This is a genomic window from uncultured Arthrobacter sp. (assembly GCF_902805515.1).
Taxonomy (GTDB): Bacteria; Actinomycetota; Actinomycetes; order Actinomycetales; family Micrococcaceae; genus Arthrobacter_D.
Window position 1 is genome coordinate 39,824 of sequence record NZ_CADCTE010000067.1, and the last position, 9,011, is coordinate 48,834.

Genomic DNA, 9,011 nt, shown 5'->3' on the forward strand with positions numbered 1-9,011 from the left:
GGTTGGTTCTGCCCACTGACGGAGGTTGGTCGGTGGGCATATCCGGACATGCCCACTCATCACGCTCGGTCGGTGGGCAGCAGTGTCCGGTGGGCCGGTTCTGATTGGTTCTGCCCACTGATGGCACCCGGTCGGTGGGCAGGAGTGTCCGGTCGGCCGGTTCCGGTGAGTTCTGCCCATTAATAGCCCCCTGTCAGTGGGCGGAAGCAGGCCGGAGTCCGCGGCCTACAATCGAGCATGAGCACCGATTCCCTGGAGATCGGCCCGGTTCCCGTTCCGCCCGACCTCTCCTCGCCGGACGCTGCGGACTTCCTGGACGTCGTCGAACTGGGCAACCTCGTCCAGCGCGGCGTATGGGGCAGCGACGACTTTCGCAGGGACGGCAGGCAGGAACACGCCGCCTCCCAGTCCAACCCCTATGAAGAGCGGCACATCCTGGTGGCGCGGCGGGGCGGACGCATCGTGGGCCGGGCCATCATCGACCTGCCGCTGACCGACAACCTCTCGGCCTGCTACCTCGATCTGTCGGTGCACCCCGAGGCACGCAGCGAAGGAGTCGGGGGCGCCCTCTACGCCGCGGCGGAGCGGTATGTCGGCAGCCGGGGACGGTCCACCGTCATGGGCTGGAGCGAGGTGTCGCTGATCGCCGCCGGCCGCGGGCCGGGGGCGCCCGGCGAAGGAGAGGACCTCGTCCCCGCCAACGGCGCCGGAAGCTTCCCTGCGGCGGACCCCGGCGCCCGGATGGCCCTCAGTCGGGGGTTCGACCTCGCACAGGTGGACCGCTGCAGCGTGCTCGACCTCGGCAGCGGGAGCGATGCCGCCGCGGATGCCTTCGCCGCCGCGGAGGCTGCCGCGGGACCGGACTACGAGGTGCTCCGCTGGGAGGGGCGCTGCCCCGATGACCGCCTCGACCAGTACGCCCGGCTCCGTCAGGCGATGAGCACCGATGCGCCCCTCGGGGATCTGGACCTCGACGAGGAGGCCTGGGACGGGGCGCGGGTGCGTGAGGCGGAGAACCGGTTGGAGCGCGGGGGCGGCCGCAGTCTCGTCGCGGCCGTGCTGCACCGGCCGACCGGCGAGCTGGCAGGCCATACCGTCCTGGAGCGGTATGAGGCGGCTCCAGCCGTCGCGAACCAGGAGGACACCCTGGTGCTCCGGGCGCACCGCGGCCACCGGCTGGGCATGCTGCTGAAGGCTGCGAACCTGCTGGCCCTGCGGTCCGCCTGGCCCGGCGTGGAACGGATCTACACCTGGAATGCGGAGGAGAATTCCTTCATGCTGGCGGTCAACGTCGAGCTGGGCTTCGTTCCGGCGGGGTGGGTGGCCGGCTGGCAGAAGCGGCTTGACCCTTCCCTCGGGTAGCGGATTTGGAGCCCGCCGCCGCTTCACGTACCCTTGAACTACCAAAGACCGTCGGTCGATGTGCCTCCACCCTTTTCACCAGCAGTAATGCTGCGCGGAAAGGTAAGGAAGTGGATCTGAAAGTTCCCGTCAAGGGCGGCCAACGCAGGTGAACGAAGCTCTCCTCCGCACAGCACCACGTGCCGCGTCCCGAGAAAGCCCCGTGCATCTGCGCGGGGCGTTTTTTATTGGGGCTGAAAAACCGGCTTTTATTCCCCGGAAGGAGGGTTATGGCAACGCCAACAAAGGTAGATGCAGTGGGAGAAATCACCAACGATTTCAAGGATTCCACCGCCGCTGTCCTAACCGAATACCGCGGGCTCACGGTCGCACAGCTCAAGGAACTGCGCCGTTCACTCGGTGCGGACACCAAGTTCGCTGTCGTCAAGAACACCTTGACGGGCATTGCAGCCAAGGAAGCCGGCATCGACGCGTTCGAAGGCCAGCTCGCCGGACCTACTGCAATCGCCTTCATCAAGGGTGACGCAATTGCTGCCGCTAAGAGCCTCACGGATTTCGCCAAGGCCAACCCGAAGCTCATCATCAAGACTGGAATCTTCGAGGGCAAGGCCCTTGACGCCTCCGAGGTCGTTGCCCTGGCAGCCCTCGAGTCGCGCGAACTCCAGCTCTCCAGGGTTGCCGGTGTGCTCAAGGCACCAATGGCAGCCCTCGCCCGCACCATCGATGCCCTGCGCATCAAGCTCGACGAGGGCAATGGTGCTGCATCCGCAGACGCCGATGCTCCCGCCGCCGACGAGACCGCTGCTCCGGCAGAGGCTCCGGCCGAAGAAGCTGCGGCACCCGAAGAGAAGTAGTTCTCTTCACCCAATCATCTCGGTGCAGTGCACCACTCACGGAAGGACGCTTTAGCCATGGCGAAGCTTACCAACGAAGAGCTCATTGAAGCCTTCAAGGAACTGTCGATCATCGAACTCTCCGACTTCGTAAAGCTGTTTGAGGAGACCTTCGAGGTCACCGCTGCTGCTGTTGCAGTCGCAGGCCCCGCCGGCGGCGGCGCAGGCGAAGCAGCCGAGGAAGAGAAGGACTCCTTCGACGTTGTCCTCGAAGCTGCCGGCGACAAGAAGATCGCTGTCATCAAGGAGGTCCGCGCGCTGACCTCACTGGGTCTGAAGGAAGCCAAGGACGTTGTCGACAGCGCTCCGAAGGCTGTTCTCGAAGGCGCAACGAAGGAAGCTGCGGAGAAGGCAAAGGAAGCTCTGGAAGCTGCCGGCGCCACCGTTTCCCTCAAGTAGTCGATCCGGCAGCCGGGGGTTCGTCCCCTCTGCCCGACAGGAAAGGCCCCGACCTCAGGTCGGGGCCTTTCCCGTTTAAGCCTGTCCAACGTGTGCCGCAGCGAGGTCCCTAGTCGAGCCAGAGCAGGAGCGCCTCGCCCTGCCCGCCGCCGCCGCACAGCGACACGGCGGCCCTGCCTGAGCCACGGCGGTGCAGTTCGAAGGCCGCGTGCAGCGCGAGCCGGGCCCCCGAGGCGCCGATGGGATGTCCGAGCGCGATGGCTCCGCCGTGGAGGTTGCACTTCTCGGCCGGGTAGTCGAGGTCCTTGAGGGACTGGACGGCCACCGAGCCGAAGGCCTCGTTGATCTCGATGAAGTCGAGTTCCGAGGCCGTCCACCCGGCCCGCTTGAGCGCGTGGGTGATGGCGTTGGAGGGCTGGGAATGCAGCGAATTGTCCGGGCCGGCGACCTGCCCGGGCTGCCCGGTGACGGCGAGGATCTTCAGGCCGAGCCGTTCGGCGGTGGCGCGGGAGGTCAGCACCAGCGCGGAGGCGCCGTCGGACAGGGGCGAGGAGTTGCCCGCCGTGATGGTGCCCTCCTTGTCGAACGCCGGACGGAGCCCGGCCAGGGTGTCCACGGTGGTGGTCGGGCGGACCCCTTCGTCGGTGGTGAGGACGATGTCGTCGCCCCGGCGCTGCGGCACGGTGACCGGCACGATTTCCTCGGCGAAGATGCCCGACTCGATGGCCGCCGCAGCCCGCTGGTGGGACGCCGCCGCCACCTCGTCCTGGGCGGTCCGGTCGATACCGAGTTTGCGGTTTCCCCGCTCGGTGGAGGCGCCCATCGAGTCGTTGTCGAAGGCGTCCGTGAGTCCGTCGTGGGCCACCGAGTCGAGGGCGGCGATGTTCCCGTAGGTCCAGCCCTGGCGGGAGCCCGGCAGCAGGTGCGGGCCGCGGGACATCGATTCCTGGCCGCCTGCGACGACGACGGAGGCCTCGCCGCTGCGGATCAGGCGGGCGGCGTCGATCACCGCGGTGAGACCCGACAGGCACACCTTGTTCACGGTGACGGCCGGAACATCCCAGCCGATGCCCGCGCGGAGCGAGGCCTGGCGCGCGGGGTTCTGGCCGCAGCCGGCCTGCACCACGTGGCCCATGATCACTGTGTCGACGGACTCGGGCGGCACTCCGGCGTTGGCCAGGGCGCCCGCGACGGCGAAGCCGCCGAGCTCAACGGCGCTGAAGGCCGACAGCTGGCCGTTCAGCTTGCCGGACGGGGTACGTGCGCCGCCGACGATGACTACGTCGTCGGGCGCGTTGGTTGGAAGTGCCATGGCGGGGAGTGCTCGCTTTCGTCATTGAAATCCTGAAGAACTCCCCTTAAGGCTACCGCTCCCCGCCCATTTCAGCTAACGGTTATTAACTGGTTCCCGGAGGGGTAGAGCAGCGGAAGCTGGAGCGTGAGCCAGGGGCTGAAGGCCCAGGGTGTGGCCTCCACGGCGTTGACCAGGCGGCCGGGCTCGACCCACTGAACGTCCATGACCTCCTCCGGCGACGGAGCGATCGGACCATCGATCACCGCGGTGAAGACGGGGCAGATTTCGTTTTCGACGATGCCCGAGGCGTCGACGGCCCGGTAGCGGAAATCGGGAAGCGCAGGCGTGATCGAGCGGACCGTCATGCCCAGCTCCTGGTGCGCGCGGCGCACCACCGCCTCCTCGGGCGTCTCGCCGGGCCCCGGGTGTCCGCAGAAGGAGTTGGTCCAGACGCCGGGCCAGGCCTTCTTGGTCAGCGCACGGCGCGTCACGAGGATCTGCCCGGCGTCGTTGAAGACATGGGTGGAGAAGGCGAAGTGAAGGGGAGTGGCCTCGGTGTGGACACTCGCCTTGTCCTGGGTGCCGATGGGCGAGCCGTCCTCGTCCAGCAGTACCACCAGTTCGGGGTCGGCGGTGTGCTCTTCACCATGTCGCGCCATTGTCCTCATCCCGATCGTCTCCCGCAAGGATTCCGAGAGGTTTTCCCACGGCGGAGTGCTGCCCGGCCGTGCGGTGGTCCGCCTGGTTAGTTGAAGGCGGCTTGTCCGTGTTTACTTTACCTATGAACATCGACGATCTGTTGGTCGAGCCGGACGGGCTCGGGCAGGTCGAGGACGTGCTCCGGCGTTTCTTTGAGAGGTCCCGGCAGCGGGCCGCAGCGGTGGGCCCCGGGTACCTGGGGCTGTGGGAAACGCTTGAAGCGTGCACCGCCGGCGGAAAACGCTTCCGCCCGCGCCTGGTGCTCTCCGCCTACTCCCTGCTGGGTGGAACGGACCTGGCCAGCGCCGCCCTGGTCGGTGCGTCATTCGAACTACTGCATACGGCGTTCATCATCCATGACGACGTGATCGACCGCGACTTCGTGCGCCGGGGGGTCCCCAACGTGTCGGGCCGCTACCGTGCGATTGCGCGCGACGCCGGCATGGGCCCCGCCGCGGCCGACCACATCGGGTTCTCCGCCGGCGTCATTGCCGGGGACCTCGCACTCTCCAACGCCTACCGGCTCCTGGACCGGGTGCGCACGGGCCCGGCGACCCACCGCCGCCTCAACGAGATCCTCGACGAGGCCGTGTTCGCCTCGGCGGCGGGGGAGTACCTCGACATCGAAGCGATGCTCGCCCCGCGGATGCCACCGCTTGAGGACATCCTGAACATGGCCAGGCTGAAAACCTCCGTCTACTCCTTCGAAGGGCCCCTGCAGGCAGGGGCGGTGCTCGCCGGAGCTGAGGACCCCCTGGTGGACTGCCTGGGCGACTTCGGCCGTGACGCCGGCATCGCCTTCCAGATCGCCGACGACCTGCTCGGCGTCTTCGGCAGTGAATCCCGCACGGGCAAGACGAACTGGGGGGACCTGCGCGAAGGCAAGCGGACGGCTCTGATGGCCTTCGTCGCGGACCGCCCGGAGTGGGAGGAAATCTCCTCCCTCGTCGGGTCGCCGGCGATGTCCGCCGCGGACGCCGACTACGTCCGCCGGATTCTTGAAGACTCGGGGGCCCGCGAACACTCGGCGGGACTCGCCGTCCACTACGCCTCCCGCGCCCGGCGCCACCTCGACTCCGACCTCGTGCCGCGCGGGCTGCGCGACGTACTTCAACCGGTGGCCTCAGCGGCCGTGGACAGGACACGGTGACCATGGCGAACACGACAGCGCTCGAGCGGTACAACGCGGCGGCCCTGAAGACCTCGGCCGAAGTGATCCGCTGCTACTCGACGTCGTTCGGCCTGGCCTGCCGGCTCCTCGACGGCCCCACCCGGGCGCGGATCGAAGCCGTCTACGCCCTGGTCCGGGTCGCCGACGAGGTCGTCGACGGGCCGGCCGCCGCCGCAGGTCTCGACGTCGGACAGGTCGAAGCGATGCTGGACGCGCTGGAACGGGAGACCGAAACCGCCCTCAACACCGGGTACAGCGCCAACCTCGTGGTCCACGCCTTCGCCGTCACCGCCCGGGCCACCGGCATCGGCACGGACCTCACCCGGCCCTTCTTCGCGTCAATGCGCGCCGACATCACCCAGCGCGAACACACCCCGGAGTCGTTCTCCCGGTACGTCTACGGCTCCGCGGAGGTGGTCGGGCTGATGTGCGTCAAGGCGTTCCTGGCCGGGCGCCCCACCGATCCGGCGCAGGAGGAGATCCTCGCGGACGGGGCGCGGCACCTCGGGGCGGCCTTCCAAAAGATCAACTTCCTGCGCGACCTCGCCGAGGACTTCTCCGCGCTGGGCCGCAGCTACTTCCCCGGCATCCGGCCGGGATCCTTCACCGAGCAGGACAAGCACCGCCTGCTCGACGACATCGACGAGGACCTCCGGATCTCCCTGGCGAGCCTGCCCGGACTTCCCCCTGCACCGCGCCGGGCGGTGGCCCTGGCCCAGGCCCTGTTCACCGAACTGGCCTTGAGGCTGCGGCGCACCCCGGCCGAGGAACTGCTCCGGGCCCGCATCCGGGTGCCCAACGCGGTCAAGCTGCGCATCCTCGCGCGGACCCTGGCCGGAAGCTCGGCGCCGGAAACCCAGCTGAAGGAGAAGACACCATGAGCGTCCAGGGAAACACCGTAACTCCCCGCGTCGGCGGCCGGCGGGTCGCGGTCATCGGCGGCGGAATCGGCGGGCTCGCCACCGCGGCGCTGCTGGCCGCCGAAGGGCACACCGTGACCCTGCTCGAGAAGCAGGACCGGGTGGGCGGCCGCGCCGGGTCCTGGGAAGCCGATGGGTTCCGCTTCGACACCGGACCGTCCTGGTACCTCATGCCCGAGGTGATCGACCACTTCTTCAAGCTGATGGGCACCTCCGCCGCCGAGCAGCTCGAGCTGATCCGGCTCGACCCCGGCTACCGGGTGATCTTCGAGGAGAACCGCGAGGCCGTCGACGTCCCGGCCGACCGCCCGGCCGTGGTGAAGCTCTTCGAGTCCCTTGAGCCCGGCGCGGGGGAGGCGCTGGAGAAGTACCTGGACTCGGCCGAGGACACCTACACGATCGCCAAGCGGCGCTTCCTGTACTCCACCTTCGAATCCTTCCTGCCGCTGCTTCGACCCGACGTCCTGGTCCGCCTGCCCAAACTGGTCCGGCTGCTGCTGCAGCCCCTCTCCGGGTTCGTGGCCGGCCGGTTCGCCGATCCGCGGCTGCGGCAGATCCTCGGCTACCCGGCGGTCTTCCTCGGCAGCTCACCGTTCGACGCCCCCAGCATGTACCACCTGATGAGCCACCTGGACCTCGACGACGGCGTGCTCTACCCGATGGGCGGGTTCACCTCCCTGATCGCGGCGATGACGAAGGTCGCCGAGGAGGCCGGCGTGGAGATCCGCACCGGTGCCGACGTCGTTTCCATCGACACCGCCTCCATCGACACCGTTCCAGTCGATACGGCAGCCGCGAACGCTGGTGCCTCCCGCCGCCGGGGCTCGCGCGGTCCCGGCGCCCGGGTCAGCGGGGTCAGCTACCGGTCCGGGGGGACCGTGCACCGGGTGGAGGCCGACGTCGTGGTCTCCGCCGCCGACCTCCACCACACCGAGACGGTCCTGCTGCCCGGGAACCGGCAGACCTACCCCGAGAAGTACTGGTCCCGGCGGGTTCCTGGTCCCAGCGCGTTGCTGCTCTACCTCGGCGTGAAGGGCTCCCTGCCGCAGCTCGAGCACCACACGCTGCTGTTCACCGCCGACTGGAAGGACAACTTCGGGCGGATCTTCGGCACCGAGACCTCCATCCCGTCCCCGGCCTCGCTCTACGTCTGCCGCCCCAGCGCCACCGACCCCTCGGCGGCCCCGGCGGGGGACGAGAACGTCTTCGTCCTGGTGCCCATCCCCGCGGACGTCGGCATCGGCGGCGGGGGAGTGGACCGCGGCGGGGACGCGCGGGTCGAGGAGCTCGCCGACGCGGTGATTGCGCAGATCGCCGAGTGGGCGCACATCCCGGACCTCGCCGAACGGATTGTGCTACGGCGCACCTACGGTCCGCGGGACTTCGCCTCCGACCTGAACGCCTGGCGGGGGACCTCCCTCGGCCCGGCCCACACGCTGCGGCAAAGCGCGTTCCTGCGCGGATCGAACCGCAGCCGGAAGGTGGAGGGGCTCTACTATGCGGGAAGCTCCACCGTGCCGGGCATCGGCATTCCAATGTGCCTGATCAGCGCCGAGCTCGTGGTGAAGCGGCTGCGCTCCGACACCTCGACCGGGCCGCTGCCGGAACCGGTCTGACGGCGGGCGGACAGCAAGCGGACCGGTTTGATGGGGGAGTGCATACCCGCCGCGGATCAGGGAGGCGACACTTAGGGCGTGGCGAGGTTGACGCGGCATTGGACATTGCGCTAGGAGTCCCGTAGTGTAGGGATTTGCGTCTTCCCTCTAAACCTCAGCCTTCATATAGCGGTGGGCTTTGTTCTGCTCTCGTCATTTAACGGGCCACTTGGTTCAGATGACGCGTGGAGACATCAGGTTAGCACTCGATCCCCGCACCAATCTGCGGCGGTGGTGCTGAGGGCGGATCGCTGACAAGCCTGAAGGTCTGTGGAAGGATCCCTCTTGGTCGCCTCGCCCTTCAGACCGACAGCTTTGACTGGCTGGTCGGCAACGAGCGCTGGAAGGCGCGCGTTGAGGAAGCACTGGAGAAGGGACTTCAGGGCGTAGCCACGACCTCTGGTCTGGCCGACATCTTCGAAGAGATCTCACCGATCGAGGACTTCCAGGGCACCATGTCCCTGAGCTTCTCCGAGCCGGAGTTCGCCGACCCGAAGTACACCATGGCCGAGTGCAAGGACCGTGACGCAACGTACTCGGCTCCGCTGTACGTCAAGGCCGAGTTCATGAACAACAACACGGGCGAGATCAAGCAGCAGACCGTGTTCATGGGCGACT

General features: G+C 68.1%; 8 protein-coding genes and 1 pseudogene. 7 read left to right on the top strand and 2 right to left on the bottom strand.

All coding sequences use genetic code 11. The features are described from left to right. Nucleotides 1-237 precede the first annotated feature (237 nt). From QZX79_RS05935 to rplL, 3 genes are all read left to right on the top strand, one after another. Nucleotides 238-1,362 carry a GNAT family N-acetyltransferase gene (locus QZX79_RS05935; protein WP_294565982.1) on the top strand — a complete coding sequence of 375 codons (1,125 nt, stop codon included), beginning with the start codon at nucleotides 238-240 and terminating at the stop codon, nucleotides 1,360-1,362. A 269-nt stretch (nucleotides 1,363-1,631) separates the two neighbouring features. Next, on the top strand, nucleotides 1,632-2,216 hold the full coding sequence (gene rplJ / locus QZX79_RS05940) for a 50S ribosomal protein L10 (RefSeq protein WP_120164719.1): 585 nt from the start codon (nucleotides 1,632-1,634) through the stop codon (nucleotides 2,214-2,216). A 57-nt stretch (nucleotides 2,217-2,273) separates the two neighbouring features. Further along, nucleotides 2,274-2,654: a 50S ribosomal protein L7/L12 gene (gene rplL / locus QZX79_RS05945; protein ID WP_159617675.1), complete on the top strand. Its 381-nt coding sequence runs from the start codon at nucleotides 2,274-2,276 to the stop codon at nucleotides 2,652-2,654. Between the two features lie 109 nt (nucleotides 2,655-2,763). Here the strand turns inward: rplL and QZX79_RS05950 are convergent, their stop codons facing one another. Beyond that, a complete protein-coding gene (locus QZX79_RS05950) occupies nucleotides 2,764-3,966 on the bottom strand; it encodes an acetyl-CoA C-acetyltransferase (RefSeq protein ID WP_294565987.1) in 1,203 nt (400 codons plus the stop codon). Between the two features lie 71 nt (nucleotides 3,967-4,037). Continuing rightward, complete coding sequence (gene idi / locus QZX79_RS05955) at nucleotides 4,038-4,607, bottom strand: isopentenyl-diphosphate Delta-isomerase (protein ID WP_294565990.1); 570 nt, start codon at nucleotides 4,605-4,607, stop codon at nucleotides 4,038-4,040. 107 nt (nucleotides 4,608-4,714) lie between these two features. Between idi and QZX79_RS05960 the strand changes: the two genes are divergently transcribed. The 4 genes and pseudogenes from QZX79_RS05960 to QZX79_RS05975 form a co-directional block, all read left to right on the top strand. Beyond that, nucleotides 4,715-5,797 carry a polyprenyl synthetase family protein gene (locus QZX79_RS05960; RefSeq protein WP_294565993.1) on the top strand — a complete coding sequence of 361 codons (1,083 nt, stop codon included), beginning with the start codon at nucleotides 4,715-4,717 and terminating at the stop codon, nucleotides 5,795-5,797. A gap of 2 nt (nucleotides 5,798-5,799) precedes the next feature. After that, nucleotides 5,800-6,699, top strand: coding sequence for a phytoene/squalene synthase family protein (locus tag QZX79_RS05965; RefSeq protein WP_294565996.1), 900 nt, complete (start codon nucleotides 5,800-5,802; stop codon nucleotides 6,697-6,699). Continuing rightward, the gene (gene crtI / locus QZX79_RS05970; protein ID WP_294565999.1) at nucleotides 6,696-8,354 is read left to right on the top strand and encodes a phytoene desaturase family protein; all 1,659 of its coding nucleotides are present in this window, start codon (nucleotides 6,696-6,698) and stop codon (nucleotides 8,352-8,354) included. Before QZX79_RS05965 ends, crtI begins: the two co-directional genes overlap by 4 nt. 332 nt (nucleotides 8,355-8,686) lie before the next feature. Beyond that, nucleotides 8,687-9,011 (top strand): annotated as a pseudogene (locus QZX79_RS05975) (hypothetical protein); the annotation flags it as partial.

Bases quoted from the DNA above. Each gene is read 5' to 3' on its own strand.
- QZX79_RS05935 (WP_294565982.1), top strand. From the start codon at position 238: ATGAGCACCGATTCCCTGGAGATCGGCCCGGTTCCCGTTCCGCCCGAC.
- rplJ (WP_120164719.1), top strand. From the start codon at position 1,632: ATGGCAACGCCAACAAAGGTAGATGCAGTGGGAGAAATCACCAACGAT.
- rplL (WP_159617675.1), top strand. From the start codon at position 2,274: ATGGCGAAGCTTACCAACGAAGAGCTCATTGAAGCCTTCAAGGAACTG.
- QZX79_RS05950 (WP_294565987.1), bottom strand. From the start codon at position 3,966: ATGGCACTTCCAACCAACGCGCCCGACGACGTAGTCATCGTCGGCGGC.
- idi (WP_294565990.1), bottom strand. From the start codon at position 4,607: ATGGCGCGACATGGTGAAGAGCACACCGCCGACCCCGAACTGGTGGTA.
- QZX79_RS05965 (WP_294565996.1), top strand. From the start codon at position 5,800: ATGGCGAACACGACAGCGCTCGAGCGGTACAACGCGGCGGCCCTGAAG.
- crtI (WP_294565999.1), top strand. From the start codon at position 6,696: ATGAGCGTCCAGGGAAACACCGTAACTCCCCGCGTCGGCGGCCGGCGG.